The organism is Vagococcus lutrae, from assembly GCF_023299185.1.
Taxonomy (GTDB): domain Bacteria; phylum Bacillota; class Bacilli; order Lactobacillales; family Vagococcaceae; genus Vagococcus_A; species Vagococcus_A lutrae.
Genome location: NZ_CP097017.1, coordinates 1,734,903 through 1,761,846 on the forward strand (window position 1 = coordinate 1,734,903; position 26,944 = coordinate 1,761,846).

22 protein-coding genes are annotated in these 26,944 nt (G+C 38.3%); 13 read left to right on the forward strand and 9 right to left on the reverse strand.

Annotated elements, in window-relative coordinates; genetic code table 11:
- The first annotated feature begins 87 nt into the window (after positions 1-87).
- The 3 genes from M2919_RS08425 (at position 88) to dhaS (ending at position 4,007) form a co-directional block, all read left to right on the forward strand.
- Positions 88-501, forward strand: coding sequence for a (deoxy)nucleoside triphosphate pyrophosphohydrolase (locus tag M2919_RS08425; protein WP_126760936.1), 414 nt, complete (start codon positions 88-90; stop codon positions 499-501).
- Positions 485-3,373, forward strand: coding sequence for a DEAD/DEAH box helicase (locus M2919_RS08430; RefSeq protein WP_248848631.1), 2,889 nt, complete (start codon positions 485-487; stop codon positions 3,371-3,373). The genes M2919_RS08425 and M2919_RS08430 overlap by 17 nt, the downstream gene beginning before the upstream one ends.
- A gap of 70 nt (positions 3,374-3,443) precedes the next feature.
- On the forward strand, positions 3,444-4,007 hold the full coding sequence (dhaS, locus tag M2919_RS08435; RefSeq protein ID WP_023606800.1) for a dihydroxyacetone kinase transcriptional activator DhaS: 564 nt from the start codon (positions 3,444-3,446) through the stop codon (positions 4,005-4,007).
- 36 nt (positions 4,008-4,043) lie between these two features.
- On the opposite strand, the gene dhaQ is transcribed toward dhaS, so the two are convergent.
- From dhaQ to dhaK, 5 genes are all read right to left on the reverse strand, one after another.
- The gene (gene dhaQ, locus M2919_RS08440) at positions 4,044-5,033 is read right to left on the reverse strand and encodes a DhaKLM operon coactivator DhaQ (RefSeq protein ID WP_248848632.1); all 990 of its coding nucleotides are present in this window, start codon (positions 5,031-5,033) and stop codon (positions 4,044-4,046) included.
- A 139-nt stretch (positions 5,034-5,172) separates the two neighbouring features.
- Positions 5,173-6,312 (reverse strand): glycerol dehydrogenase, encoded by a 1,140-nt coding sequence (locus tag M2919_RS08445; RefSeq protein ID WP_126760930.1) that lies wholly within the window; start codon positions 6,310-6,312, stop codon positions 5,173-5,175.
- Positions 6,313-6,351: 39 nt separating this feature from the next.
- Positions 6,352-6,723, reverse strand: coding sequence for a dihydroxyacetone kinase phosphoryl donor subunit DhaM (gene dhaM, locus M2919_RS08450; RefSeq protein WP_248848633.1), 372 nt, complete (start codon positions 6,721-6,723; stop codon positions 6,352-6,354).
- On the reverse strand, positions 6,724-7,302 hold the full coding sequence (gene dhaL / locus M2919_RS08455; protein WP_248848634.1) for a dihydroxyacetone kinase subunit DhaL: 579 nt from the start codon (positions 7,300-7,302) through the stop codon (positions 6,724-6,726).
- Positions 7,303-7,321: 19 nt separating this feature from the next.
- Complete coding sequence (gene dhaK / locus M2919_RS08460; protein WP_202585139.1) at positions 7,322-8,314, reverse strand: dihydroxyacetone kinase subunit DhaK; 993 nt, start codon at positions 8,312-8,314, stop codon at positions 7,322-7,324.
- A 232-nt stretch (positions 8,315-8,546) separates the two neighbouring features.
- On the opposite strand from dhaK, the gene yfcC reads away from it, so the two are divergent.
- The gene (yfcC, locus tag M2919_RS08465; RefSeq protein WP_420857196.1) at positions 8,547-10,241 is read left to right on the forward strand and encodes a putative basic amino acid antiporter YfcC; all 1,695 of its coding nucleotides are present in this window, start codon (positions 8,547-8,549) and stop codon (positions 10,239-10,241) included.
- Positions 10,242-10,277: 36 nt separating this feature from the next.
- Here yfcC and M2919_RS08470 read toward each other — a convergent pair whose 3' ends face one another.
- From M2919_RS08470 to M2919_RS08480, 3 genes are read right to left on the reverse strand one after another with little or no spacing between them, the layout of a single operon-like run.
- Positions 10,278-10,784 carry a hypothetical protein gene (locus M2919_RS08470; protein WP_248848636.1) on the reverse strand — a complete coding sequence of 169 codons (507 nt, stop codon included), beginning with the start codon at positions 10,782-10,784 and terminating at the stop codon, positions 10,278-10,280.
- A gap of 14 nt (positions 10,785-10,798) precedes the next feature.
- On the reverse strand, positions 10,799-11,068 hold the full coding sequence (locus tag M2919_RS08475) for a GIY-YIG nuclease family protein (protein ID WP_023606812.1): 270 nt from the start codon (positions 11,066-11,068) through the stop codon (positions 10,799-10,801).
- Positions 11,058-11,804 (reverse strand): tRNA1(Val) (adenine(37)-N6)-methyltransferase, encoded by a 747-nt coding sequence (locus M2919_RS08480; RefSeq protein WP_248848637.1) that lies wholly within the window; start codon positions 11,802-11,804, stop codon positions 11,058-11,060. Before M2919_RS08480 ends, M2919_RS08475 begins: the two co-directional genes overlap by 11 nt.
- Before the next feature lie 142 nt (positions 11,805-11,946).
- On the opposite strand from M2919_RS08480, the gene M2919_RS08485 reads away from it, so the two are divergent.
- The 9 genes from M2919_RS08485 (at position 11,947) to M2919_RS08525 (ending at position 24,906) form a co-directional block, all read left to right on the forward strand.
- Entirely contained in the window at positions 11,947-12,585 is a 639-nt protein-coding gene (locus M2919_RS08485) for a lysophospholipid acyltransferase family protein (protein ID WP_248848638.1), read from the forward strand.
- Between the two features lie 76 nt (positions 12,586-12,661).
- Positions 12,662-15,829 (forward strand): DEAD/DEAH box helicase, encoded by a 3,168-nt coding sequence (locus tag M2919_RS08490; RefSeq protein WP_248848639.1) that lies wholly within the window; start codon positions 12,662-12,664, stop codon positions 15,827-15,829.
- A gap of 85 nt (positions 15,830-15,914) precedes the next feature.
- On the forward strand, positions 15,915-17,636 hold the full coding sequence (locus M2919_RS08495) for an ABC transporter ATP-binding protein (RefSeq protein WP_222316828.1): 1,722 nt from the start codon (positions 15,915-15,917) through the stop codon (positions 17,634-17,636).
- Positions 17,637-17,942: 306 nt separating this feature from the next.
- On the forward strand, positions 17,943-19,616 hold the full coding sequence (locus M2919_RS08500) for a ribonuclease J (RefSeq protein WP_248848640.1): 1,674 nt from the start codon (positions 17,943-17,945) through the stop codon (positions 19,614-19,616).
- Positions 19,617-19,702: 86 nt separating this feature from the next.
- Positions 19,703-21,124 carry an MFS transporter gene (locus M2919_RS08505; RefSeq protein ID WP_248848641.1) on the forward strand — a complete coding sequence of 474 codons (1,422 nt, stop codon included), beginning with the start codon at positions 19,703-19,705 and terminating at the stop codon, positions 21,122-21,124.
- 117 nt (positions 21,125-21,241) lie between these two features.
- Positions 21,242-22,564 carry a DRTGG domain-containing protein gene (locus M2919_RS08510; RefSeq protein ID WP_023606819.1) on the forward strand — a complete coding sequence of 441 codons (1,323 nt, stop codon included), beginning with the start codon at positions 21,242-21,244 and terminating at the stop codon, positions 22,562-22,564.
- A gap of 15 nt (positions 22,565-22,579) precedes the next feature.
- A complete protein-coding gene (locus tag M2919_RS08515) occupies positions 22,580-23,527 on the forward strand; it encodes a DHH family phosphoesterase (RefSeq protein ID WP_248848642.1) in 948 nt (315 codons plus the stop codon).
- A 74-nt stretch (positions 23,528-23,601) separates the two neighbouring features.
- Positions 23,602-23,934 carry a hypothetical protein gene (locus M2919_RS08520; protein WP_248848643.1) on the forward strand — a complete coding sequence of 111 codons (333 nt, stop codon included), beginning with the start codon at positions 23,602-23,604 and terminating at the stop codon, positions 23,932-23,934.
- Positions 23,935-23,937: 3 nt separating this feature from the next.
- The gene (locus tag M2919_RS08525; RefSeq protein WP_248848644.1) at positions 23,938-24,906 is read left to right on the forward strand and encodes a LacI family DNA-binding transcriptional regulator; all 969 of its coding nucleotides are present in this window, start codon (positions 23,938-23,940) and stop codon (positions 24,904-24,906) included.
- Between the two features lie 41 nt (positions 24,907-24,947).
- Here M2919_RS08525 and M2919_RS08530 read toward each other — a convergent pair whose 3' ends face one another.
- Positions 24,948-26,894 carry an ABC-F family ATP-binding cassette domain-containing protein gene (locus M2919_RS08530; RefSeq protein ID WP_168413646.1) on the reverse strand — a complete coding sequence of 649 codons (1,947 nt, stop codon included), beginning with the start codon at positions 26,892-26,894 and terminating at the stop codon, positions 24,948-24,950.
- Positions 26,895-26,944 lie beyond the last annotated feature (50 nt).

Genomic DNA, 26,944 nt, shown 5'->3' on the forward strand with positions numbered 1-26,944 from the left:
ACTTCTTTTTTTATTGATAGAAGTTTGTATTAATATAGATATGTTATAGAATAGAGATAATGAAGAGAGTTGTGGAGGAAAAAGAACATGAAAGAAATCAATGTCGTAGGTGCAATTATGATAAAAAATAACGAAGTATTTTGTTGTCAGAGACCTTTGGATAAAACTCTAGGAGGACTATGGGAATTTCCGGGAGGTAAAATCGAGAAAAATGAAACAGAAGAAGAAGCACTATATAGAGAAATAGTTGAGGAGTTAGAATGTGAAATTCAAAATTTGAATTTCTTTGAACGAACGAGTTATGTTTATGATTTTGGTAAAGTGAATCTTTCAACTTTTATATGTGAGATTGTAACAGGAGAACCAGTTTTAACCGAGCACTTAGACGCTAAGTGGCTGCCCTATCATAAATTAGATACCGTAGACTGGGCGCCGGCCGATATTCCTATTGTAAAAAAATTAATGACTATTGATGATGTGAGAAATGGCTATGATAAATAATAAAGAATTAAAAAAATCCTTAAAGACAAGTTTTATTAATAAAGATATTATTTCAAATCAGGACTATCGCTCGCAGCTTTTACTTAATCGCTACCAGTCTTCTCCTCCAGTCTTAACATATATACAGGAAGAATTGAAAAAATCAGCGACTTTCTTTTTTTCTGTTGCTTTTATAACAGAAAGTGGCCTATCTGCGTTAAAATCAGTTTTATTAGATTTACATAAAAAAGGTATTGAGGGCAGAATAGTTACGTCTGATTATCTTTACTTTAATCATCCAAAAATATTTAGAGAACTTTTAAAAATAGAAAATGTTACTGTTAAAATAACGAATGTTTCCAATTTTCATGCGAAAGGTTATCTTTTCAAAACACATGATCACGTAAGTTTTATTGTAGGTAGTTCTAACCTGACATTAAATGCGCTAAAGATGAATTATGAATGGAATGTTAAGTTAACCTCTAATGAAAATGGCGAGCTAATCTCTCAAGTTATCGAGCAGTTCGAACTTTTATGGAAAAATGCAGAAGATTTAACAGAAAAATGGATAGAAAATTATGAGAGTGTTTATCTTAAACAGCAAAAACTAACCGCTATAAGTGAACCGAGTTTGTTAGAAGAAGAAGGCTTAACGTATGAAGTGACGACGATTAAGCCGAATAAAATGCAAAAAGAAGCATTAAAAGGTATAAGAGAAATTAGAGAGAGCGGCGAGAAAAAGGCTCTAGTTATTTCTGCTACTGGAACAGGAAAGACGTATTTATCGGCTTTTGATGTCCTTAAATATCAACCGAAAAAATTTTTGTTCATTGTTCATAGAGAGCAAATATTGAATAAAGCGATGCAGGATTTTCAAAAAATACTGGGGGAAAGTGTTTCTTCTTTTGGCAAAATCACAGGTAGTAAGGCGGAATATGATAAAAAATATACCTTTGCGACGATTCAATCAATAGCAAAAGAAGATCATTTAAAACATTTTGATCCAGGAACATTTGATTATATCTTGATAGATGAGGTGCATAAAGCTGGTGCAGCTTCTTACCAAAAAGTATTAGACTATTTTCATCCAAAATTTTTATTAGGTATGACAGCGACACCTGAACGAACGGATGATTTTAATATTTTTGGTTTATTTGATTATAATTTAGCATATGAAATACGGTTGCAAGAAGCGATGGAAGAAGAGATGCTTTGTCCATTCCATTATTTTGGCGTAACAGATTATGAATTAGATGGAGTAGCTTATGATGAAGTGGAAAAACTTACTCACTTAGTATCAGATGAACGTGTAGAATTTTTGCTTGAAAAGATTCATTACTACGGTTATAGTGGTGAAACTTGCCATGGGTTGATTTTTTGTAGTAGAAAAGATGAGGCAATGGCTTTGTCTCAAGCATTAAACAAAAGGGGTTACCGTACGGTTGCATTGACAGGTGACGATGATATGAATACACGTGAGAAATACGTTAAAATGCTTGAACAGGGGATGTTGGAGTATATCTTAACTGTTGATATTTTTAATGAGGGAATTGACATTCCCTGTATTAACCAAGTGGTGATGATGAGACAAACACAATCGAGCATCATTTTTATTCAACAATTGGGTAGAGGACTTCGAAAAAGTAATAATAAAGATTATGTAACGATTATCGATTTTATCGGTAACTATAAAAACAATTATTTAATACCAATTGCGCTTACTGGAAATACATCTATGAATAAAAATGATATAAAAGAACAATTTATTAATATCAATAGCCTTAGTGGTTTATCCGTGATTAATTTTGAAGAGATTGCACGTCAGAAGATATATCAATCCATTGCAACGACTAATATTACGACCTTAAAAATACTAAAAGAGGGTTATTTCAATTTAAAAAATAAACTTGGTAGAATACCTAAATTAGTAGACTTTATTAAATGGCACTCTCTCGATCCAGAACTTATAGCAAGTCGTAGAGGGCATTATTTAAATTTTTTAAAAGAAGTTGTAAAAGAAGAAGTCCCTGCTATAGATGGTGAAATAGAAGCATTATTAATGTTTTTAACACTTGAATTAATAAACGGTAAACGTCCGCATGAGTTGCTGTTATTAAAAAAGGTAATAATGATGGATGAAATTTCAGAAGAGACGTTTGTAAGGGACTTGAAACGAAAAAACATTCATGTTTCTGAGGCTATCGTGGATTCGTTAAAAAATATCTTTGATTTAAGCTTTTATAGTAAAAGTGATAAAAAGAAATATGGAAATCAAGCTGTTATTATACATGACGGTAATTTTTTCAAGAAGTCTCAAGTATTAAGTAAGGCACTTTCTGAGCCATTTATTAAAAACCATATCATTGATATTATAGAAGCTGGGCTAAAAAAATCAAAGGAATACAACTGGCAGGAATGTTTAACAGTAAACAAACAGTATACACGCAAAGACGTTTGTCGATTGTTGGGGTGGGAGAAAGATATAAGTAGTACGATATATGGTTATCGTGTTCGAAATAATCAATGTCCTATTTTTGTTACTTACCATAAACATGAAGAAGTTGAAAGTACCGTTGCCTATCAAGATGAATTTTTATCAACGAACATGTTCAAGTGGTTTACAAGAAGTCAAAGGAAATTAGATTCAAAAGAGATTCAGCCGATTATTCATGCCAGTAAATATCAGACAGAGATGTACCTCTTTGTAAAAAAAGATGACGATGAGGGTTCAGATTTTTATTATCTAGGACCAATACGACCAGATGAAGATACTGTTGAGCAGACGTACATGTCCAGTCCTAAAGGGAAGGTACCAGTCGTTAGTATGCATATGCTACTCGACAAAAAAGTGTCACCTGATATTTATCAGTATCTTTCCTATCCTACTGATTAAACAGCCGGTCACACTATTCCTTTTCAGACAGACTTGAAATAAGGTATAATGATGAGAGGAGGCGAAGTGTATGCATGAATCTCTCATTACCAAAAAAATTATTGCGTATTCCTTAAAAAAAATTATGCAAGAGACGCCATTTCAAAAGGTGTCTATTCGACAAATTATGGAGACTGCAGAAATTCGCCGTCAGACGTTTTATGATTATTTTCAAGACAAATATGAGCTTTTATCTTGGACGTATCAACAAGAAATAAGTGAAAATATTCGAGATTTCTTAGACTATGAAGAGTGGGAAAAAGTATTGTATCGTATGCTACGCTATTTTGAAGCGAATCAAGTGTTTTATCGCAATGCGTTAGCAGTTAGCGAACAAAATTCATTCGATACTTACTTTTATGAACATACAAAAGAATTATTCCAGACGGCATTGGTTGATTTAGCGCGTAAAAATCATGCAGAATTGACGGAAGAGACGATGTCCTTTGTGTCAGCTTTTGCGGCACATGGCATCGTAGGAATGACAAAAGAGTGGCTATTTAATGAATGTGCTACACCTCCTGAAATTTTGGCACGAAATATTGCGGATGTGCTAGAAACAACAATGAAAGGGATGTACCGTTCACATGCATAAAAAAAGACAATCAGTTTACAACTGATTGTCTTTTTTTTACCAACTGTATGTTTCAACAGGCATTTCTAAATAGTCGAGCCATTTGTCATCTTTAATTTCTAAGAAACTGAGTGAAACTCCCTGCATATCTAACGAGGTCATGTAGTTGCCTACTTTTTTAAAACACACATCGTAGCCTTCTAAAGCTAAAAGTCGGCGGACGTCGTTTGTAAAAATAAAAAGTTCCATAAGTGGTGTACTTCCTAAACCATTGACTAGAATGGCCAGACGACTGCCGGGTTTCAAATGATATTGTGATTTTAATTTATTAATCAGTTCATTGGCTAAAACTTCCGATGAAACAAACGGTTCTTCACGATAGCCTTCCTCACCATGAATACCGATGCCAAAGGAAATATCGTGTTCGCCTAGTTCAAAATGTGGAGCGTGAGCACCTGGTTTTGAAGCCGGAGCTAATGCCACTCCGAGTGTGTTTAAGGCAAGGACTACTTGCTCTCCCAGAGAGATTAAATCGGCTAGAGCCATGCCTTCATGTGCTGCAGCAGTAATGATTTTATGGACGAAGACAGTGCCCGCAACACCACGACGACGTTTTTTAAAATTGTGACTGTCAATAGAACAATCATCATTGACTATAATATGTCCCACTTGGTGACCGGCTGCTATTGCTAGTCGTTCAGCTTCTAAAAATGAAGCGACATCTGCTTCAAAGTTTTTAATAATAAGCAAGACACCTTGACCTTGATCGACTAATTCGATGGCTTGGAAAATTTCTGCAGCAGTTGGTGGAATGAAAACAGGTCCGTTGACGCTCGCTGCTAACATATTTTTTCCTACATAGCCTGAGTGAGCGGGTTCATGCCCAGTACCACCACCACTAATAATAGAAACTGTCTTTTCAGCGAGATGTTTACTATACAGAATCCCAGTTTGTGGTACACGGGCTAATAGATGATCATGCGTGAAGGCAATCCCATTTAATAGTTGTGTGACAACATCACTGGGGCGATTGATTATTTTTTTCATGATAATTCCCTCTAATTCTTTTCACATGTTTACTCACACAGTGTACCATATTTTAAACAAGATAAAAATAAGAGACTGTCTAAAACCTTAGCGGCACGACAGTCTCTTCTGACATGAGTTAGTGCTATAGCGCTTTTAATTAAGCGTTAGCGTGTTTCTTTTTGTAGTCTGCCCCAATTTTATCAGCGGCAATAATAGCAGAAGCAACAGCTTCAACTTCAATTGGGAATGGCATAGAGTGAATAGATTCTTCTGGAATACATGCTTTTTCAGCAACTTCCATCGCTTCTTCAAAGCTAATGCTTTCTACGCCAATGTCTGCTAGACAAACTGGTAAACCGATTGATAGTGAGAAGTCTAAAACTTCATGTAATTCTTCTTTAGGTGCATTTTCTAAGACTAATTGACAAATAGTAGAGAAGGCAACTTTTTCACCGTGGAAATAATGGTGTGTTCCTTCTAAAGCAGTTAAGCCATCGTGAATAGCATGGATAGCTGCTAGACCACTACTTTCAAAACCTAAACCAGAAAGTAAAATGTTTGTTTCAACAATGTTTTCTAAAGCAGGTGTTACGACATTGTTATCACATGCAATTTTTGCTTGGTAGCCATTTTCTAATAATGTTTCATAACATACTTTAGCTAGTGTGTAAGCAGCAATTGTGTTTTTAGCAGGTTTTGTTTCTTTTGTTAAATAACCGTTTGGTAGACCAGCGTTAACATTTGAGAATGAACGAGCAGTTGCGCGTGCTTCAAATAATGTTGATAAGGCATCTCCCATACCAGCAACTAAGAAACGAGTCGGAGCATTTGCAATAATAGTCGTATCAACTAGGACAACGCTTGGACTTTGCTTGAAGTATGCGTAGTCATCAAACTCGCCATCTTCTGTATATAAAACAGCAGAGTGACTTGTAGGTGCGTCTGTAGCAGCGATAGTTGGAACAATAATTAAGTTTTCACCTTCTGCTACACATTTAGATGTATCAATGGCTTTACCGCCACCTAGACCGATAACACAGTCAGTGTGTTGTTCTTTTGCCACTTCTTGTAGACGAGCGACTTCCTTACGAGAACATTCACCGTTAAAGTGACTTGCCACAATCTTAACACCAAATTTTTCTTTAGTGGCATCTAATTGTGCTTGGACACGGTCAATGTCGTCTTGGTGAGCGATTAATAACGCGGACTCTCCAAATGTTTTGATGTAGTACCCTAAGTTTAGTAATTCATCTTCACCTTGTACATATTTTGCTGGACTGATAAAAGCTTTTCTCATGTTTTTTTCCTCCTAATATATGTGATAAATCATTACTACCTATTTAACTTTAAGTGGTGCTAGTTGTTCTTCAATCATTTCTTTTGTTGCACCTGCTTGAATAAGTGCCGCTGCCGTGTAACTACTTTCGACAAAGGCGGTATCGTAAAGAGTGACCTCTTTATCGGTCATTTCCATTGCCATTTCTAAGTTCATTTTGGCACTTCCTAAGTCGTAAAAAGCAAGTATCGTATCGGCTTCATTAGCTTCAAATGTTTCTTCAATTTTCATCATACTTGTTCCGACTTCGTTATCATCTGTACCACCGGCAATAGTGATAGAAACATCTTTTGCCACTTCATTTAAAAGACGTGAAATACCTGTGACTAATTCAGGAACGTGTGAAACTAAAACCACACCTAATTGACTCATTTAAATAACCTCCGCTTCTAACATTGTTTCAAATAAATATTGACTTGAAACAGCACCTGGATCAAGATGACCAATCGAACGCTCGCCAAGGTAAGAGGCGCGTCCTTTAGTAGCTTTAATCTCTTTTGTTTCTTCTGCAAATGAAGCAATAGCTTCAGCTGTTAATTTGTTTTCTTTTAAGGCTTCTATAACAGGGAACCACATATCAAGCATAGTTTTTTCCCCACGATCACTCTTACCAATCTTACGGATGCCATCTCGACCTGCTTCTAAAATAGTCACGAGGTCATCAGAATCTTTGGCTGCTTTAGCCATTCCCATAAAAGCAGAACCGTAAAGGGGACCAGAAGCGCCACCAACTTTACTAACCAGTGTCATGCCTGCAATTTTAAAGATGTCTGCGGCTGTTTCTGGATTTTTTGCTTCCAGTGCTTTTTTCATTTCAGCCGTACCACGAGCTAAGTTTGCTCCGTGGTCACCATCACCGATTGCGCCATCTAAATCGCTTAAATAACTTTTATTTTCATTCACTTTATCTGTAAATAAATCTAACCATTTTCGAATATTTTCTTGTTTCATCTCGTTACGTCCTTTCGTGTTAGACCCAAGCAATTGTTTCTGTTGCATAGTTTAACTTGTCTAACCAGTTTTCTTCTTCAAGTTTCATCATTGTTAATGAGAGTCCTGCCATATCAATAGCAGTCATGTAGTCGCCAACCTTTTTAAAATCAACCTCTAAACCGTCTGCTTCTAATAATTGTTTCACATCATTAATAAAGATATATTGTTCCATTAATGGTGTGCTTCCTAATCCATTGACTAATAAAGCAAAACGATCGCCCTTTTTCCACTCGAACTGACCTTTTAGTTTTTCCACAATTTCTGCTGCTAATTCTTTTGATGGTGCAATAGCTGCTTTACGGTATCCTGGTTCTCCGTGAATTCCTACACCAAATTCAATTTCTTGTTCTTCTAAAGTAAAGCCTGGATGGCCAACCTCTGGAACAGTTGCACCGGATAGTGCTACTCCTAATGTTTTGATATTAGGAACGATTTTATCAGCGAGAGCTTTGATTTCTTCTAAGTTAGCTCCCATATCTGCTGCAGCTCCTAAAATTTTATGGACTAGTACGGTACCTGCGACACCACGTTTACCTGCTGTGTAAAGACTGTCTTCAACTGCAATGTCATCATCGACGACAACAAAGTCAACGGCGATGTCGTCCATTTCTGCCATATCTTTTGCCATTTCAAAGTTCATAATGTCGCCAGAGTAGTTTTTAATAATTAAGAAAACACCTGCGCCAGCATCCACTTCTTGAATCGCTGTGAGTACTTGGTCGGGAGTAGGGGATGTAAAGACAGGTCCACAGACTGCTGCAGCTAACATTCCTTTACCAACAAACCCTGCATGAGCTGGTTCGTGACCGCTTCCGCCACCACTAACAAGTGCGACTTTCCCTTTTTCTTCTTTTTGACGGACAATTACCCCTGTATCGGGAAGGCGTCTAACTAAATCTTCATGAGCGTAGGCTAAACCATTTAACATATCATCGACAACATTTTCTGGTTGATTAATTATTTTTTTCATCTACGTGACTTCCTTTCGTTTTTTAACTTGTCTTTATTATAAAATGAAAAGGCTTCCTTTTGAACGGACAGAATTAAAAATGTGTCCGGTTTCATTTGTGAAAGGTGTTATTTCACTAAAAAAGACGTATGGCAAAGAAATATGCTATAATATTTTTTGCACGATTTTTAAAAAAATAAAGAAAAAATAGGGAGGTATATAGATGAAGGGAAAAAAGCGTGATTTAACGCAAATGAAAACCCCTCATACCTACGCCATTATTTTTGGTGTGGTGCTTTTTTGTTGGATACTGACGTTTCTCGTACCAGCAGGTAAGTTTAGTGTGGAGGATAAGGAATATGAAAATGCCGAAGGTGGCGTAAGCACACGAACGGTTTTAAAACCAGAAACGTTTCGTTACGATTACCCATTGAATCAGACGTATGTCTATGAATCTTTGGAGCGTCTGTTAACGGATTCTGATAAATTGGAAGAAACAGAGGTCAATCAGAAAGACTTGCAACAGTTGTTGGAAGAAAACACTGCTAGCGAGTTAACTGAAGAGAAGTTAGCAGAGATAGGGTTAGATGACGATGAGTTGTACGATTTATATGGCGACAAAATCTATGATCAAAAAAAGAAACGTCATAAAACCGCACGTGTCTGGGGAACGGATGATGTAGGCGGTTTTGGCTTTTTAAATTATATTTTTGAGGGATTGGTTTCTGGTGATAAATATGGTTCTGCTGTAGGGATAGTAGCTTTAATTCTCGTTGTCGGTGGTGCATTTGGTATTATCATGTCCACAGGGGCGATTGATGCAGGGATTTATAGTTTTATTAATAAAACACGAGGGCTAGAAAGACTTGCACTACCGATTCTGTTTTTCTTATTTTCTTTAGGTGGGGCAACTTTCGGTATGGCTGAAGAAGTCATTCCTTTTTCGATGATTATGGTGCCGTTTGTTATCGCACTTGGTTATGATTCGATTGTAGCGGTGACCGTTACCTATGTTGCGTCACAAGTCGGAAATGCAACTTCTTGGATGAGTCCTTTTAGTGTAGCAGTCGCGCAAGGAATCGCCGGTGTGCCAATTTTATCAGGGGCGACTTTCCGTTTGATTATGTGGGTAGTTATTACGGCACTTTCAGCAGCTTATATTATGATTTACGGTGAACGTATTCGGAAACATCCTGAAAAGTCCCTAAGTTATAAGACTGACCAATATTTCCGTGATCATTTAAGTGCGACTGAAGAAAAAGATGTCGCGTTTAAGTTAGGTCATAAACTTATTTTGTTAGAAATGTTGGCTGTTTTAATTTGGATTATATGGGGTGTGACGGTTAAAGGGTACTATATTCCTGAAATCGCCTCTCAATTTTTTGTCATGGGCATTGTGGCAGGTTTTATTGCGGTGATATTTAATTTAAATGATATGGGCATCAATGATGTGGCGTCTGCGTTTCAAACAGGGGTAGCTGATTTAGCCGGGACGGCAGTTGTTGTCGGGATGGCTAAAGGTATCTTGTTAGTTTTAGGGGGAGCGGATGCGAATATGCCGTCTGCTTTAAATACAATGTTATATGGGATTGGTAATGTCTTAGCAGGTGTTCCAGCATTTATTGGGGCATGGGCAATGTATCTTTTCCAAAGTATGTTTAATCTAGTTGTCACGTCTAATTCTGGTCAGGCAGCTTTAACAATGCCTATTATGGCTCCACTGGCTGATATTCTAGGTGTTTCTCGTCAAGTGGCTGTCTTAGCGTATCAGTTAGGTGCTGGATTCGTTGATACGTTTACACCAGTATCTGCTAGCTTGATAGGGGTGCTAGGTGTGGCGCGTATGAATTGGTCGACTTGGGCGAAGTTTCAAATTAAAATGCAAGGTTTCTTCTTTATATTAGGAACTATTGCGATTATGATTGCGATGATGATTGGTTTACAATAAATCTAAAAAACGACCTGAATTTTCAGGTCGTTTTTGTTAGTTTAAAGAAGTGGTAGGGCAGTTTGTTAAAACTTTTGTTAAGTTATGACGTGCCTCTGTGTTTAATTGAAGTTTAGAAACTAACATGATTTTATCTTCTTTTGGAAAGAGAGCGATATGTTCGGGTGTTACGACACACTTTTCTAGATCATCTACTCGCCATATCCGTTGATAGCGTGCATGGGTGAATATAAGCGTTTGGTCTTGGATGTTAAAATCAAAAACACCGAGAAAAAGGCTGTCTAATAAAGTAGTACGTTGTTTTTCCAATGTGTGTGGGACGATACGTTGTTGAAAATAAAAACAAATCGCACTTAAAATAATCGTGATAATAGCTAAGAGGAAAAAAGTAGGCAAAAAGAGAGCAATCATGATACTCACAATCAAAAAGCCACTACCTGCTAATTTAAGACGTGTTAACAAAGAGCGATTGAGATGTGCTAAGTAAACGGAGTAGAAACGTCGCATGTCTGATTCTTTGATTTCTATTAATGTTTGATTCAAGACGGGCTCCTTTCTTATGGTAAATAGTTTTTTAAAAAGCGTTCTTTCTCATGGCGAGCGAGTTGTTTAAAGGCGTACTCTGCACGCATGGCTTCACTTCGTGTCGTAAAAGCTTCGGTATAAATCATTTTCATCGGTCGGCGACTTCGGATACGCGTGTATTTAGCGCCAATTCCGTCATTGTGTTCGGCTAGGCGTCTGACAGGGTCTGTCGTATAGCCACCATAAAAGGTATTGTCCGCGCATAATAAGACGTAGAAATAATGAGATTTATTATTTTCCATATAGCATCTCCTGCACTTCAGGTAAATAATGATTCGTATCATCGTATACGTAAAGGGGCGGTAAAATAACGAGGCCTCCAGGCTTACCGTGTCTGATTCCTTCAATTAAGAGAGTGTTGGCTTCTTTGCCATGTTTAGGATAGACAAGGCGCATGCGCTTAGGCTCGATACCGTATTGCTGCATTAATTGTAAAATTTCAACCAATCGTTCTGGACGATGTACCATTGTTAATTTCCCATTCATTTTTAAAAGGCTAGCTGAAACAGCTATCACATCTTCTAAAGTCGCACTGATTTCATGACGAGCGATAGCTAAATGTGGATTGGGATTTTTAGTGTTTGTCGGTAATTCTTTAAAATAGGGAGGATTACAAACGATAGCATCAACACTGTCTTTGTCTATATATTGTGTCGTCTCTTTTAAATCAATATTTAGTATGTTTAACTGTGTTTCTAATTGATTGAGTTGAATACTTCGTTGAGCCATATCAGCTAAACGTGCTTGAATTTCAACGCCTGTAATCGTTGCGGATGTTCGTGAGCTGATAAATAGGCCGATAGCTCCATTTCCAGCACATAAATCGACGATTTTCCCGCGTTTAGGGATGCGTGCAAAATGTGCGAGTAAAACCGCGTCGAGTGAAAAAGAAAAAACCTCAGGGCTTTGAATAATCTGAATATCGCCAGCGATAAACTGGTCGATGCGTTCATTTTCTAGTAGTAAAGAGTGAGTCATGATGATGTCTCCTTTTTTTGTTTGAGTCCTTATTATAACATGAAGTTTTTTGTAAGCGAGTCTGTAATATAAAGAAAAAACTTGCAGATTCGGCTTTTTTTCGGCATACTTATCACAAAGAGTCTGAAAGGAAGGTTTCAGTATGTTTTTTAGATTTATTCGACAAGTTGCCCGTTTTATCGTATGGGTGATAAATGGCCGTGCTAGTTATGAACAACGTGAAAAATTGCCAACAGATACGAACTACATCTTAGTAGGGCCACATCGTACGTGGTGGGATCCAATTTATTTTGCTTTAGCGGCGTCGCCTAAAGAATTCTCTTTTATGGCGAAAGCAGAATTATTTAAAAATCCGATTTTAAGATGGATTTTAGAACACGCGCATGCTTTTCCTGTTGATCGAGAAAAACCTGGTCCCAGTGTGATTAAGACACCAGTCAAATCGCTACGTAATACCGATTTGAGTTTAATCATGTTTCCTAGCGGGACGCGTCACTCCGATGAGTTAAAAGGAGGCGCTGCGTTAATTGCCAAAATGGCACGTGTTCCAATTGTGCCAGCTGTGTATCAAGGGCCGCTAACATTTGGAGGCTTACTAAAACGTCAAAAGGTTACAGTTCGTTTTGGTGATCCGATTGACGTCAGTGATATTAAAAAGTTAGACCAAGAGGGGATTGAAGAAGTCGAGCGACGTATGTCTAGAGCCTTTGCGCAACTCGATAACGAAATCGATCCTAATTTTAAATATATTCCGAAAAGTAAGAAGGTCAATGAGTCATAAAACTCATTGGCTTTTTTGTATCTTAGCTAAAGTTTGGTACAATAAAAGGATAAAGTCTTGAAGAGGAGGTGGGAGCATGAAGTGGACGATTCCAGAAAAAGTGGTAGACCAAGCGAGAGAGTTATTAAATGAAGGACGTGTGATGTCGTTAAAACAAGATGCTGACCAAGTTCGTTGGCAAGCAGACGTGCTAGATGACAAACGTTATCGTGTACACTTAGACGGAACGGCAAAGGAGTGGGATGAGTGTCAGTGCCCTGACAATACTCGTGGTTTTTGTCGCCATACAGTTGCGGTTGAATTGTACTTACGAGAGTTAGGTTATCAGCGTGTAATGGCGCAAAATGATGATTTATCTGATATTCCTAAAATGCCCAATGCTAGCCAACAATTTAAAGAAGAGTTGATGACGTTTCAAGAAACGTATCGTCCTTGGTCACCTGAAATAGCGCCCTATCAATTAATGATTATGATAGAAGAACACGAGTTTATTCAAGGTTATGCTAAGCAGACAGGATTAGTTTTGTCATTAAAAATAGGACAGGCACATGGTAAAACGTATGTCGTGCGTGACTTGGGTTATTTCTTTGAACAGTTGCGTCAAAGTAAAACGATTGAGATTCACCAAGCCGTGTATTATTTACAACCTGCTCATTTTGATACGGCGACTTGGGGGCTATTAAGCGAGCTAGCAAGTGAATATGCTTATATTAAACAAGCGACGGTGAATAAGCATGTTACAAATTTAGGAAGCAAGTATATGACGGCGTCATCATTATCACTGAGAAAGTGGTTAGAAACGCCCGACTATCAAACGATGATTACGATAAAAATATCGGAAAATGTATTAACATGGACGTTTATTAATCAAACAGCACCTTTAATCCATAGTCGTATCTCGCAAAGTGACAAAGGATTTACGATAGCGTTAGACAGAGTGTACCAACAACATCTTAGCTACATAGGTTGGTTTTTAGTCGATGGACAATTGTATGTGCCTACACTGGAAGTATATCGGTTATTTCAACTTTTAGATGAGCGATTAAAGCGAATGGATAATGCGCGTTTTACTTTTGCACGAGAACAGCAGAGTGAAGTTTTTAATCACTTGTTACCAGTATTAAAACAAGTGGGAACGTATGAAATAGCGTCAGATATTTTAGAAGCGTTGATTGATGAGCCACTAGACGTGCGTTTCTTTTTAGAGCGTGTTCAAGACACCTTACAAGTTTCTTTGTTTTTTAAATATGGTGAGTATTGGTTGCGTCCTGATGAAAAAGGTCCAGACACGTTACTTCATGATGAGATGGAAGAAAAACGTGTCACATTTCAGACAGAAGCGCTTTTTGGATGTGCACTTGAACAAGGAGAGTTGGCACTACCGTTTATCAAGGGAGAAACTATTTATCATTTCTTTAAAAGTCAGTTGCCAGCTCTTCGTTCACTAGGAGAAGTTGTGCTGTCAGAAGAAGTTCAAGCGGCGTATTTAGAAGGAGCACAGTATCAACCAGACCTCGAAGTAACAGACAATGATTCTTGGTTTAGCTTTAAATTTGATATTTCAGGGATTGAACCAGAGGAAATTGACGCGGTCTGGAAGAGTTTGCGACAAAAGAAAGCTTTTCATCAATTGAGTGATGGAAGTATTTTAGATTTGACGTCAGATAATTATCAAGAAGTCAGTCATGGGTTACAGCATTTACGAGGGAAATGGCAATTAAAAGAGGGCAATATGCGTTTGACGCCGTTTCAAGCGTTGCAGTTGTCGACAAATCTAGCGGATGCGCAACCGTTTAAGGAGTCTGAAACAATTGAAGAGATGTTGTTGTCGTTAATCAATCCCCGCCGTTTAACTGAAACAGCGCCTGATGAGCTAAATGCAACGTTGCGACCGTATCAATTAACGGGTTATCGTTGGCTAGATCAGTTAAGTAAGTGGCAACTTGGTGGAATATTAGCGGATGACATGGGACTGGGGAAGACAATTCAAACAATCGCTTATTTATTAAAACATCGTAATGAAGAAAGTTTATCGCTTATCGTAGCCCCAGCCAGCTTAGTTTACAATTGGCAACAGGAGTGTCAGCAATTTGCTCCTACATTACGGACGCAAATCGTGATGGGAGCTAAAGAACAGCGTGAACAAGCGATTAAAGCTGCTGTTGCCAATCAAATGGATTGTTTGATTACGTCTTATGCAAGTTTACGACAGGATATCGACCTGTACCATGGGGTGACGATTGAAACGCTTATTTTAGATGAAGCGCAGATGGTTAAAAATAGTGAAACCAAAACATTCCGTGCAATCCAGTCTTTAAAAGTTGCACAGCGTTTTGCATTAAGTGGAACACCGATTGAAAATCATATTGATGAGTTGTGGTCGATATTTCATTTAATTATGCCGGGCTTTTTACCGAGTAGACGACAGTTTCAAAAGTTACCGGTCACGTCGATTCAAAAGATGATTCAACCGTTTGTTTTACGGCGGACGAAACAAGAAGTGCTTCAAGAATTACCAGAAAAGATTGAAACAAATCTATATAGTGATTTAACAGAAGAACAAAAAACGCTATATGTCGCCTATCTTCAACAAATGACTGATACACTCAATCAAATGTCTGGAAGTGATTTCCAGAAGAATCGTTGGTCTATTCTTGCCGGTTTAACACGTCTACGACAAATTTGCTGTGATCCACGTTTATTTGTAGAGGATTATACGGGCGAGTCTGGAAAACTCAATCAATTAAAAGACTTAGTCGTATCTGCTAAAGCAAGCGGTCGTCGTCTGTTGATTTTTTCTCAGTTTACTAAAATGTTAACATTAATTGAAACAGAGTTGGTTGAATTAGATATTGCCTCTTTTTATCTGAGAGGTAGCACGCCGGCGAAACAACGACAAGAAATGGTCAATGCTTTTAATAGTGGTGAACGTGACGTCTTTCTCATCTCATTGAAAGCAGGAGGAACGGGATTGAACTTGACTGGCGCAGATACTGTAGTCTTATACGACTTATGGTGGAATCCTGCTGTCGAAGAACAAGCTTCCAGCCGTGCTCATCGTATGGGGCAAAAGAAAATCGTCGAAGTATGGCGACTTATGGCTCGTGGGTCGATAGAAGAACGTATCTATCAGCTGCAAGAAGAAAAGCGAGATTTGTTTCAGTCTGTCATGACGTCAGACGAAGTGGCCCCTACGACTCTCAGTGAAGAAGATATTCGTCAGTTGTTACAATGGAAGACGTAGTACTATCTGTCTTGTTTTTCAAGACAGATAGTTTTTCTTTTTTAAGAACACTCGGGTATAATCAAACAAGATTGGAGGAAAATATATGTTAAAACGTTTTTTTAGTTATTATCGTCCTTATAAACGATTATTTATATTAGACTTTAGCTGCGCCATTGTCGCAGCCATTTTAGAATTGGCCTTTCCGATTGTCGTTAATCGTGTGATAGATGATATCTTGCCACAAAAGGATATGCGATTAATTGTCGTAGCATGTTTGTCCTTATTATTCTTTTATTTAGTTAATACGGCTTTACAATATATTGTCGTCTATTTTGGGCATTTATTAGGAGTTAATATTGAAACAGATATGCGTCGCGAGTTATATCATCACTTACAGACACAACCATTTGAATACTATGATAATCAAAAAACAGGAAAGTTGATGAGTCGTTTAACAACGGATTTGTTTGAAATCTCAGAGGTCGCACATCATGGTCCGGAAGATGTCTTTATTACATTGATGACGGTAATCGGGGCATTTGTGTTGATGGCCCGTATTCATTTGAAGTTAGCCTTAGCTACGTTTATTTTAATTCCATTTCTTACGTTAGCCTTAGTCTTTTTTAATAAGAAAATGACAAAGGTCAATACGGAAATTTTTCAGTCGTTAGGTGAGTTTAATGCGGGGATTGAAGCTGCTGTCAGTGGAATTCGTGTCGTTCAAGCCTTTGCGAATGAACCATTTGAACAAGTGCGATTTGAAAAAGTTAATCAAGGTTATCGAAAAGCAAAAATTAAGTTTTATCAAGTCATGGCTGTCAGCTCTTCGTATAACTATTTTCTGATTCGCTTGATTAATCTTTTTGCATTAATCTTTGGTGCGTTATATACCATTCGTGGAGAAATAACGTATGGGGATTTTGTAGGGTTTATTTTATTAACAAATGTTTTCGTTCGTCCGATTGAAAAAGTCAATACGATGATTGAAAGTTATCCAAAAGGGATTGCTGGTTTTAAACGTTTTATTGAAGAAATCGACCGTCCATCTACGATTCAAAATCATCCACAAGCCCGAGACTTAGTGCAAGTTAAAGGAGATATTGCCTATCAAAATGTCACGTTCTCTTATTCTGACGGCACACCTGTTCTGTCTAACGTTTCGTTAAACGTGCAAGCAGGGGAAACAGTCGCTTTTGTTGGACCGAGTGGTGCCGGTAAAACAACTCTTTGTAATTTATTGCCACGTTTTTATGAGATTTCAGACGGAAAAATCACGATAGACCAACAAGATATTCAGCACGTCACTCTCGATTCACTACGTCATCATATTGGGATTGTGCAACAAGACGTCTATCTCTTTCCGGGGACGATTCGTGAGAATATTGCTTATGGTAAATTAGATGCTACTGAAGACGAGATTCAAGAAGCTGTCCGTTTAGCGCATCTTGAGCGTGTTGTGGAACAGATGCCAGAAGGTTTGGATACGATGATTGGCGAACGGGGTGTAAAGCTGTCTGGAGGACAAAAACAGCGGGTATCTATTGCACGAATGTTTTTAAAGAATCCGCCAATTTTGATTTTAGATGAAGCGACATCGGCACTGGATACTGAAACAGAGCAAGTCATTCAAGAGTCATTGTTCCAACTAGCTGAAGGCAGAACAACACTCATTATCGCGCATCGATTAGCGACGATTAAACATGCGACGCGGATTGTCGTGGTAGACGAGCAAGGCATAGTGGAAGAAGGCAGTCATGATGAATTAATGGCTCAACCAGAAGGTGCTTATCGTCGACTGTACGAAGCGCAATTCGTTCGAAGTTAACTAAAACTACCGTGAGAACGGTAGTTTTTTGTTGTGATAAAAAATGTAGAAAAGAGTATAAAAAATAATCTTGAGTCTCTTTTTAATATGAAAATAATCTCTTCCACAGTGATTCAAGCAAGAATTTTTTGTCTAGCTATGTTAAAATAAGGTGGAGACTGTGAAAAACACAGTAGTATCGGTAAGTGTTTGATAAGATAACAAGCAATTCTGCTTTATATTTAGACCAATAAGTCAATTAAAGACGTAGTAAAGGCGGTTCGTGCCTTTACTAGAAACCGAAAATAAAAAAAGAGGTGACAATAGTTGAGTTCAATCAAAATTATTCCATTTGGCGGTGTTCGCGAAAATGGAAAAAATATGTACGTCGTCGAAGTCGACGATGAGATTTATGTGTTAGATTGTGGATTACAGTACCCTGAAAATGATTTGCTAGGGATTGACGCGGTAATTCCTGATTTTTCTTATTTAGTAGAAAATAAAGAGAAAGTTGTCGGAGTCTTTCTGACGCATGGGCATGCCGACGCAATCGGCGCTTTGCCTTATTTATTAGAAGAAATACCGGTTCCTGTTTTTGGAACAGAGTTGACTATTGAGTTAGCGAAGTTAGCGACATCTGAATATGCAGAATCTAAGAAATTTAAAGATTTTCACATTATTGATGAGTTTAGTGAAATTGACTTTGGTAAAAATGTGATTAGTTTCTTTAGAACGACGCATACTATACCAGATTCTGTTGGGATTGTTGTGAGTACGCCAGAAGGGAAAATCGTTTATACGGGTGATTTTAAGTTTGACCACAGTGCGATTCCAATGTATCGAACAGATTTTGCTCGTTTAGCAGAAATTGGTCGTGGCGATGTGTTAGCATTACTAAGTGATTCTTCTAATGCAGAAAATCCACGCTTACTCGTTTCTGAAAAAGAAGTCGCAGAAGATGTGTATGACACTCTTCGTTACTGGGAAGGACGTATTATAGTCGCAGGTGTGGCAAGTAATTTGCAACGAATTCAGCAAATACTAGACGCAGCTCATCGTACGGAAAGAAAAGTATTGTTAAATGGTCGTGATGTCAATGAAATCATTAACATTGCTATCCGTTTAGGTAAAATTGATTTGCCTGATAAGGACTTATTTATTAAACCGCATCAATTTAAAAAATTAGCACCTAACCAACTTCTTGTGTTAGAAACAGGTCGGATGGGTGAACCAATTAAATCAGTACAAAAAATGGCAACAGGACGTAATCGCTTGATTAATATAGGCGAAGATGACTTAGTCTACATTACAACGACGCCGTCAACAGCTTTAGAAACAGAGTTGGCTAAAACAGAAGATATGGTGTATCGTGCTGGTGGAACGATTAAAACAATCTCCGATAATGTCGCTGTTTCTGGTCATGGTGGTCCTAACGATTTACAATTAATGTTAAATTTGTTAAAACCAACTTATTTTATTCCAGTACAAGGAGAGTACCGCACGTTAGCGGCTCATGCTGATTTAGCTAATGATGTGGGAATTCCGTATAAAAATATCTTTATCACAGGCCGTGGTGATGTCCTCGAGTATGACGGTCAACGCATGCATATGGCAAAAAGTGTTGAGGCACAAAATATCATGGTTGACGGGATTGGAGTCGGTGATATTGGCAACATCGTCTTACGCGACCGTCGTATCTTATCTGAGGACGGAGTTTTTATCGCAGTTGCGACTATCAACCGTCGTACGCGTAAAATTGTCTCAAAACCACAAGTTACGTCACGTGGATTTGTCTATGTACGTGAGAGCCGTGACTTATTAAATGAAAGTGCTCGTATTGTAGAAGAAGTTATTGAAAAAAATCTCGTAGATAATGACTTTGAATGGAGTAAATTAAAACAAGATATTCGCGACCAATTAAGTCGCTATCTATTTGAGCAAACAAAACGTCGTCCGGTCATTTTACCGGTCATTATGGAAACAAGTCAACGACGTAAATAATAAAGGTTTCTATTAAATAATGAACATGATAAAACCTCGACTGCTTAGGCAGAAGAGGTTTTTGTATGTTTTAGGAGGAAAACGTGATGGAACAAACAAGTATGAATCATCGTCGCTGGTACGTGTTAGCGGCTGTAGGACTTTTTACCTTTATGTCTACGCTGGATGGGAGTATTGTGAACATTGCCATGCCAACAATTTCAGCTGAATTAGGCGTGTCTATGAATCAAGTCGAATGGGTCGTATCAATTTATCTTATGACAGTCTGTGCCTTTTTATTACTCTTTGGAAAGCTAGGAGATAGCAAAGGGAAAGTAAAAGTTTTTAAGTGGGGAACAGTTATTTTTGTCATTGGTTCTGCTTTATGTGGTATCCCTGGTTCACTTTGGATTTTATTAATCGCTCGTATGATTCAAGCTATTGGAGCGAGTATGACCATGGCGACAGGAACAGGGATTATTACAGAAGTATTTCCTATGTCTGAAAGAGGACGAGCGTTAGGGATGATGGGAGCCTTTGTTTCATTAGGGTCGATTACTGGACCCGGTGTTGGTGGTTTTATTCTCGCTCATTTTGACTGGCCGGTTATTTTTTTAATTAATGTTCCAGTAGGGATTATCACGATTTTAGTCGGACAACGTTACTTACCAAAAGATACCTATCAATCGCATCGTGAAATTGATTATGCTGGTTTTGCAACATTTGGTACTTTTATTATGACGTTTTTTGGTGGTGTATTTTTAGGACAAGAGTTTGGATTTAACCGTCCAGGAGTTTTATTGCTCTTTGTTTTAGCGTTTATCAGCTTTTATTTGTTTTTACGAGTGGAAAAGAAAGTGACCTACCCGCTTGTCTCTTTTAAATTATTTGAAAACAAAATGTTTACGATGAGTTTGTTAACGGGATCATTGATTTTTGTAAGTAACTTCTTTACCAACGTGGTACTGCCGTTTTATTTGCAAAGTTTGAGAGCCTTATCACCTAAAGAGGCGGGTTTAATTATGATGGTCTTTCCAATGGTCATGGTGGTAGCAGCTCCTTTAAGTGGTTGGCTATCAGACAAAATAGGGCCGCTCATCCTCTGTCTAGTCGGTTTAGCGCTTCTGACACTCTCTCAATTTTTATATACACAAGTAGATGGGCAGACGTCCCTTGCTTTATTTGCTGTTATTCCAGGTATGATGGGCTTAGGCAACGCCATGTTTCAATCGCCTAACAACACGATTGTGATGAGTAGCGTAGAAAAAGAAGACTTAGGGATTGCGGGAAGTTTAAATTCATTAGCACGTAATATGGGAATGGTTATAGGAATTTCACTTTCTACAACGGTGTTATATCAAGCGATGTCTTATCGTATGGGGTCAAAAGTCATTTCTTACTTAGCAGACCGACCAGATATCTTTTTATACGGTATGCATGTCGTTTATTGGGTGTCATTTGTGATTTGTCTGCTAGCCTTTCTTATGACGTTAGTGCGGTTTAAAGCACAACGTCGTGCCAAGGCTTAATACAAAAGCGTGATGCTAATTTTAATAGTTGCCCATTACTTCAGAAGTTGTATATAATAAAGGAATGAAACAGTCCCATGAAAACTGTATTAGTTTTTGGGAGGAAGAGGAGAAAAAATGGCAACAAAACATGAGCAAATACTCGCACATATTGAAGAACTGCCAGTAGGAGAGCGAATCTCTGTACGTGGTATTGCGAAAGCATTAAATGTTAGTGATGGAACAGCTTATCGTGCGATTAAGGCGGCGGAAACGAATGGTCTTGTTTCAACGATAGAACGTGTGGGGACGATTCGTATTGAACGCAAGACGAAATCAACGATAGAACGTTTGACTTTCCATGAAGTCGTCAAAATTATCGAAGGTGACGTCTTGGGTGGTGAGAGTGGATTAGATCGCACGTTGAGTAAGTTTGTCATTGGGGCGATGACAGAAGATGCAATGGAACGCTACATCTCATCTCACTCCTTAATGATTGTAGGTAATCGAGAAAGTGTTCAACGTTTAGCACTTGAAAGTGGTGCAGCCGTTTTAATTACTGGAGGATTTACTACGAGCGAAGAGATAATCGCGTTAGCTGATCGTGAAAATCTGCCTATCTTAAGTACCACCTATGATACTTTTACGGTTGCCAGTCTGATTAATCGTGCGATTAGTGACCAATTAATCAAAAAAGATATTATGCTTGTAGGCGATATCTATACGAACTTAGAAAATACTGACTACTTATATCAAACGGATACCGTTGCACAGTATGAAACTAAAGCGTCTGAAACAGGCCATTCACGGTTCCCTATTGTCAATCATAATATGCGGGTGCTAGGGGTCGTAACAGCGAAAGATGTTATCGGAAAACCGCTGACACAGTCATTAGAAAAGGTAATGACAAAGTCGCCTAACCACGCTAAGCGACACATGAGTGTAGCAAGTATTGGTCATTTAATGATTTGGGACGGTTTAGAAATGATGCCCGTCGTCGAAGATGATTTATCTTTAATAGGCATTATCTCCCGACGTGACGTCATGAAGGCAATGCAAATGTCACAACGACAACCACAAGTAGCCAATACAATTTCGGATATTATTTCAGAAGATATTGAACCGTTACCAAGCATGGAAGGAAGTCACGACTTGCGCTTTATGTTTAATGTGTCGCCACAAATGGTAAGCAACGTGGGGGTCTTGTCGTACGGTGTTTTAAATGAAGTCATTGCTAGCGCTGTTGAACGTGTCATGTCACAGCAAGAAAAACGAAATATCGTGATTGAACACATCTTAATTTACTATTTTAGAATGATTCCTTTGGAAAGCGAGATTGAAATCCGACCACGTATTTTAGAAATCGGACGACGGTCTGCTAAAGTAGACGTCGAAGTATATTTAGATAATTCAGTGGTTGGTAAAGCCATTGTCGTGTGTCAATTAATGGAAATTTCGTAAAAGGGGAGTCTGCAGATGAGAAAAGCAGTATTAACAGAAATATTAGAAGAGATTCAGCATTATTCAACGATTATTATCCATCGTCACGAACGTCCTGACCCGGATGCGCTTGGATCTCAAGCAGGATTAGCGGAAATACTACAAGCTAGTTTTCCAGAAAAATCAATTTATAAAGTAGGCGGAACGGTCAACGACTTAGATTATCTGACAACGATGGATGAGGTCGCAGATGATGATTATGAGCAAGCGTTAGTGATTGTTACTGATACCGCAAATGCACCACGAATTAGTGATAAGCGCTATGCATTAGGTGAAAAAGTGATAAAAATTGATCACCATCCTAACGATGAACCTTATGGAGAGATTGTTTGGGTTGATACGAACGCAAGTAGTTGTAGCGAGATGATTTACGAGTTCTATGCGACTTTCCCAGAACAATTAGTGATGACAGATGAAGCAGCCCGGTTGTTATACGGTGGGATTGTAGGGGATACGGGTCGTTTTATGTATCCAAGTACTACACCTAGAACAATGGAAGTAGCAGCAGCTTTACGACGTTTTAACTTTGATGCCACTTTGTTAAATCGACAATTAGATGAAATAACAGAAAATGTGGCGCGGCTATCTGGTTATGCGTTAGAGCATTTAGAAATTGATGAGCATGGTGCAGCCCGTATTATTCTGCCGCATCATATCTTAGAAAAATATAACGTCGATGATAGTGAAACATCTTCACTCATTCCCTTACCGGGTCAAATTGACCGTGTTCAAACATGGGCACTATTTGTCGAACAGCCTGAAGGATACTATCGTGTCCGTATTCGTTCGAAGGGACCTGTGATTAATATGATAGCGAAAGAACATAAAGGGGGCGGGCATCCACTAGCTAGTGGAGCGACGGCGCGAGATTTAGAAGAAGTAAATGTTATCTATCAAAAACTTAGCGAAGCCATCCCACGTTAAAACAAATTAGTAGTTGACCTGAAACGGGTTTTAGCCATTATACTAGAAGTAATCATAATCTAGGAGGTATAAAAATGGCGATAACTCAAAATCCGTATCCTATTCAACGGTCAATCAGAGAGGGACAGGAATTATGCTTTAATTGGCAAAAATGCGACACTTCGCTGAAAGAAAAGCTTGTTTTTATACTGACACGTTACTTTCCAATATTAACGATTGATGCTTCAGATACATCGTCAAAAGCGTGTGTATTAACGGATACGTCTTCTTTTTCAAGGGGGCTACCGCCCCTTCAAACTAGTGACTATCTTATAATTTATGTTCATTCGCGTAAGCTGTATTTAGACTTGCTTTATTTTATCCAAGCATTAGAAATAGAGAATATGGAAATTTTAATGATGAGTTAGACGATGGTAAAAGAAAGGACGGGTAATATGACAACGATTCACGATATAGCCAAGAAAAGTGGCTATTCCGTTTCGACTGTTTCGCGCGTCCTTAATCAGCGACATCATGTTTCTGAAACAGCACGACAAACTATTTTACAAGTGATTGACGAGTTAGATTATCAGCCGAATGAGTTAGCTAGACATTTGAGTCATGGGAAAACTCGTCAGATTGGCGTGGTCATCCCCAATACGATTCATCCGTTTTTTACGGAAATATTAAACGGTGTCGTGAACGCAGCTTTTTCAACACCGTATCGCATTGTCATTTTACCGTCATCTTACGACGAACAGTTGGAAGATACATATTTGAATCAGCTTCAACGCAAAGCATTTGATGGACTTATTTTTATTTCGCGTGCTAGCTCGTTGGAGAAGTTGACCCGGTATACGCAGTATGCACCGGTTGTGTGTTGTGAAAATCCCGATACGTCATTATTATCAGCTGTTTATTGCGACCGATTGCCAGCTTATTTGGAAGTTTTTCATTATTTAAAACAGCATTTCGGTCAATCTATTGGGTTACTGATGAGTAGGGAGAGCGATGGAAGTGCGACAAGTGCGTTAATAGTAGAGGCGTATGAGCATGTTTATGGTTGCCCACCGAAGCCACATCAAATCATCACAGGAATGATGGATGAAACGGACGGATATCAAGTAGCAAAAGATGTGCTAGCTAAGCAAAATGAAATCCAAGCAGTTTTTGCTAACGGCGATGATATTGCCAGTGGCGTTTTGCGTTACTATGATGAACAAAAACAGACACCGCCACTTATCGTTGGACAAGAAAACCAATTGAGCAGTCGCTTGTTAAAATTTTCGACAGTCGATCATCATGCGTATCGAATTGGCCAAGAAGCTTTTCGGATTGTGACCAGTGACAACCAACCCGAACAACTTGAAATTCCTTCTCAGTTTATTTATCGAGAATGAAAATTAAAAAAGAGTGCGAGAATTTTTCTCGCACTCTTTTTTTAAGTTAACGTTTCTAATTCATGAGAAGCTGTTTCCCATGTTTCCCATAAGTCAAGCTGTGCCATTTCTTTTTCTTCAAGTGTTTGTTGTAAAGACAAGAGCTTAGTATGGTCTTGTAAATTATCAGGAAGTGCCATTTCTTCTTGGAGTTGTTGCATTTCTTGGTCTAAGCGTTCAATAGCTTGCTCACTCTCAGCGATTAAGCGTTCCAAGCGACGTTGTTCCCGTTGTAATTCTTTTGAAGCTTGATAGTCTTGCTTATTAGAAGAGGCCGTCGTGCTAGGTACTTCTGGCGATGTTTCTTCGGCTTGAAGTGCGGCCAGCTCGGCTAATTCAGCCTTTTTATCGACAAAGTAATCGTAGTCACCTAGATACTCCGTAGTACCATCGGCTTCTAGTTCGATTACTTTTGTGGCAATACGATTGATAAAGTAACGGTCATGAGAAACAAATAAAATCGTGCCTTCATAGTGAATCAATGCTTCTTCTAAAACTTCTTTACTATCGATATCTAAATGGTTGGTCGGCTCATCGAGTACTAAAAAATTGTTTTTTTGCATAGCTAGTTTTGCCAAAGCCACGCGTGCTTTTTCTCCACCACTCAGAAGGCCAATCGTTTTTTCAACATCTTCTCCAGAAAATAGAAAACTGCCTAACATCGTTCGAATTTCTTTTTCAGGCGTAGTAGGATGTTCGTCCCATAACTCTTTAAGTACGGTTTTATTTGACGACAGTTGTTGATGTTCCTGATCATAATAACCAATTGAAACATTTGAACCCGTACGTTTTTCTCCGGTTAGAAAGGGCTGTTTTTCAATAATGGCTTTTAATAGCGTCGATTTACCAATCCCATTTGGACCGACCAACGCGACAGCTTCTTGCTTGCGAATGTCTAATTTAATCGGAGCAGCTAATACGTGGTCGTCAAACCCAATACTCGCGTCCTCGACTTGTAGGACGATATTACCTGAAGCTTTTTCAATTGGAAAACGAAAACTCGCAGACTTCTCATCCCCTAGAGGCTGTTCAATACGCTCTAACTTTTCCAACTGTTTTCTTCGACTCTGTGCACGTTTCGTCGTACTTGCTCGCGCAATGTTTTTTGCTACAAACTCTTCCATCTTTTTAATCGAGTCTTGTTGTTTTTCAAAGGCACGCCATTCTAACCGCATTTTTTCTTCTTTTAATATCAAATAGCGTGTATAGTTTCCTTTGTAATGTGTCATCTTATGACGACTAAGTTCATAAACTTCATTGACAAGTTGGTCTAAAAAGTAACGGTCATGTGAAACCATAAGTAACGCGCCACGATAGTTTTGCAAATAGCCTTCTAACCATGACAGAGTTTGAATATCCAAGTGGTTTGTCGGCTCGTCTAAGATTAACAGTTGTGGCCGTTCTAAAAGTAACTTAGCTAAAGCCAGTCGTGTTTTTTGTCCGCCAGAGAGAGCGTTGACTGGACGGTCATAAAAAGAAGCATCGAACTGAAAACCATTTAACACTGATTTAATTTCCGCTTCATAGCCAAATCCGTTCATATCATGAAATTTTACTTGAATGGTATCGTACGTTTTTAAAAGATGGCGATAGTTTTCTTCATCTTCATAAATTGTAGGATCGGCCATTTTTTGTTCTAATGTACGTAGTTGTTGTTCTGTTTGAATAACGGATTCAAAAACACTTAACATTTCTTCCCAGACAGTTTTTTCAGATTGAAAACCAGTATCCTGTGCTAAATAGCCGATAGTCAAGTCTTTTATTTTGGAAATATTTCCTTGATCGGGTGTTTCGATACCTGCGATTATTTTTAATAATGTCGACTTTCCTGCTCCATTTCGTCCAACTAAAGCAATGCGACTCGTATCTTGTATTTCTAAATAAAGTTGTTCAAAAAGGACATCTGCACCAAAATGGCGCGCCACTTGATTTGCTTGTAATAGAATCATTTTATAACCTCGTTTCCTTTATTTATAATATCATATTGAAAAAGATAAAA

What these genes read in the sequence shown, in the direction of transcription:
- M2919_RS08425 (WP_126760936.1), top strand. Translation starts at nt 88, where the DNA reads ATGAAAGAAATCAATGTCGTAGGTGCAATTATGATAAAAAATAACGAA.
- M2919_RS08430 (WP_248848631.1), top strand. Translation starts at nt 485, where the DNA reads ATGGCTATGATAAATAATAAAGAATTAAAAAAATCCTTAAAGACAAGT.
- dhaS (WP_023606800.1), top strand. Translation starts at nt 3,444, where the DNA reads ATGCATGAATCTCTCATTACCAAAAAAATTATTGCGTATTCCTTAAAA.
- dhaQ (WP_248848632.1), bottom strand. Translation starts at nt 5,033, where the DNA reads ATGAAAAAAATAATCAATCGCCCCAGTGATGTTGTCACACAACTATTA.
- M2919_RS08445 (WP_126760930.1), bottom strand. Translation starts at nt 6,312, where the DNA reads ATGAGAAAAGCTTTTATCAGTCCAGCAAAATATGTACAAGGTGAAGAT.
- dhaM (WP_248848633.1), bottom strand. Translation starts at nt 6,723, where the DNA reads ATGAGTCAATTAGGTGTGGTTTTAGTTTCACACGTTCCTGAATTAGTC.
- dhaL (WP_248848634.1), bottom strand. Translation starts at nt 7,302, where the DNA reads ATGAAACAAGAAAATATTCGAAAATGGTTAGATTTATTTACAGATAAA.
- dhaK (WP_202585139.1), bottom strand. Translation starts at nt 8,314, where the DNA reads ATGAAAAAAATAATTAATCAACCAGAAAATGTTGTCGATGATATGTTA.
- yfcC (WP_420857196.1), top strand. Translation starts at nt 8,547, where the DNA reads ATGAAAACCCCTCATACCTACGCCATTATTTTTGGTGTGGTGCTTTTT.
- M2919_RS08475 (WP_023606812.1), bottom strand. Translation starts at nt 11,068, where the DNA reads ATGGAAAATAATAAATCTCATTATTTCTACGTCTTATTATGCGCGGAC.
- M2919_RS08480 (WP_248848637.1), bottom strand. Translation starts at nt 11,804, where the DNA reads ATGACTCACTCTTTACTACTAGAAAATGAACGCATCGACCAGTTTATC.
- M2919_RS08485 (WP_248848638.1), top strand. Translation starts at nt 11,947, where the DNA reads ATGTTTTTTAGATTTATTCGACAAGTTGCCCGTTTTATCGTATGGGTG.
- M2919_RS08490 (WP_248848639.1), top strand. Translation starts at nt 12,662, where the DNA reads ATGAAGTGGACGATTCCAGAAAAAGTGGTAGACCAAGCGAGAGAGTTA.
- M2919_RS08495 (WP_222316828.1), top strand. Translation starts at nt 15,915, where the DNA reads ATGTTAAAACGTTTTTTTAGTTATTATCGTCCTTATAAACGATTATTT.
- M2919_RS08505 (WP_248848641.1), top strand. Translation starts at nt 19,703, where the DNA reads ATGGAACAAACAAGTATGAATCATCGTCGCTGGTACGTGTTAGCGGCT.
- M2919_RS08510 (WP_023606819.1), top strand. Translation starts at nt 21,242, where the DNA reads ATGGCAACAAAACATGAGCAAATACTCGCACATATTGAAGAACTGCCA.
- M2919_RS08515 (WP_248848642.1), top strand. Translation starts at nt 22,580, where the DNA reads ATGAGAAAAGCAGTATTAACAGAAATATTAGAAGAGATTCAGCATTAT.
- M2919_RS08520 (WP_248848643.1), top strand. Translation starts at nt 23,602, where the DNA reads ATGGCGATAACTCAAAATCCGTATCCTATTCAACGGTCAATCAGAGAG.
- M2919_RS08525 (WP_248848644.1), top strand. Translation starts at nt 23,938, where the DNA reads ATGGTAAAAGAAAGGACGGGTAATATGACAACGATTCACGATATAGCC.
- M2919_RS08530 (WP_168413646.1), bottom strand. Translation starts at nt 26,894, where the DNA reads ATGATTCTATTACAAGCAAATCAAGTGGCGCGCCATTTTGGTGCAGAT.